General features: G+C 80.5%; 1 protein-coding gene. It reads left to right on the top strand.

All coding sequences use genetic code 11. The annotated features are described in order from the left end of the window. The coding region (locus tag GTR00_RS22025; protein ID WP_166613610.1) for a PH domain-containing protein at nt 1-770 on the top strand (770 nt) is incomplete at both ends.

Genomic DNA, 770 nt, shown 5'->3' with positions numbered 1-770 from the left:
CCCCCCTCCTGGCCGCCCTGCCCGGCGCCCTGGGCGCCGGCTCCGCCGCCTGGGGGCGCTTCAGCCGCGGCTTCAACTTCACCGTCGCCGAGTCCCCCGACGGCCTGCGCCTGACCCACGGGCTGCTCGAGCAGCGCTCGCAGACCGTCCCGCCCGGCCGCGTGCAGGCCCTGCGCATCACCCAGCCGCTGCTGTGGCGCGGCCCCGGCTGGTGGCGCGTGCAGGTCAACGTCGCCGGCTACGGCGGCGGCCCCGGCGAGGAGGCGAAGGAGGCCACCACCGTCCTGCCCGTCGGCACCGAGGAGGAGCTGGCCCGGCTGCTCGCCGTCGTCCTGCCCGGCATGGCCCCCGGCCTCGACGGCGCCGGCGTCCTCGACGTCGTGCGCGCCGGGCTCACCGGCCGCGACGGCGACGGCGGGTACACCCCGGTGCCCCGCGCCGCCCGCTGGCTCGACCCCGTGGCCTGGCGCCGCCACGGCTACCTCGTCACCGAGCACGCCTTCCTGGCCCGCGGCGGCCGCCTCGAGCGCCGCCTCGACGTCGTGCCCCACGCGCGCACCCAGAGCCTCGGCGCCGCCCAGGGCCCCCTGCAGCGCCGCCTCGGCCTGGCCAGCGTCGCCCTGCACTCCACCTCCGGGCCCGTCAAGCCGCGCGTGGAGCACCTCGCCGCGCCCGTGGCCGCGCACCTGCTCGCCGAGCAGTCCGTGCGCGCCCGCGCCGCCCGCGCCGGCGCCGGGCCCGAGCACTGGATGACGGGGGCCCCTCCCGCC

The organism is Kineococcus indalonis, from assembly GCF_009906395.1.
Classification (GTDB): Bacteria; Actinomycetota; Actinomycetes; order Actinomycetales; family Kineococcaceae; genus Kineococcus; species Kineococcus indalonis.
Note: the sequence above shows the minus strand (reverse complement) of the source record. Positions and strands in the feature narration are given on the sequence as shown.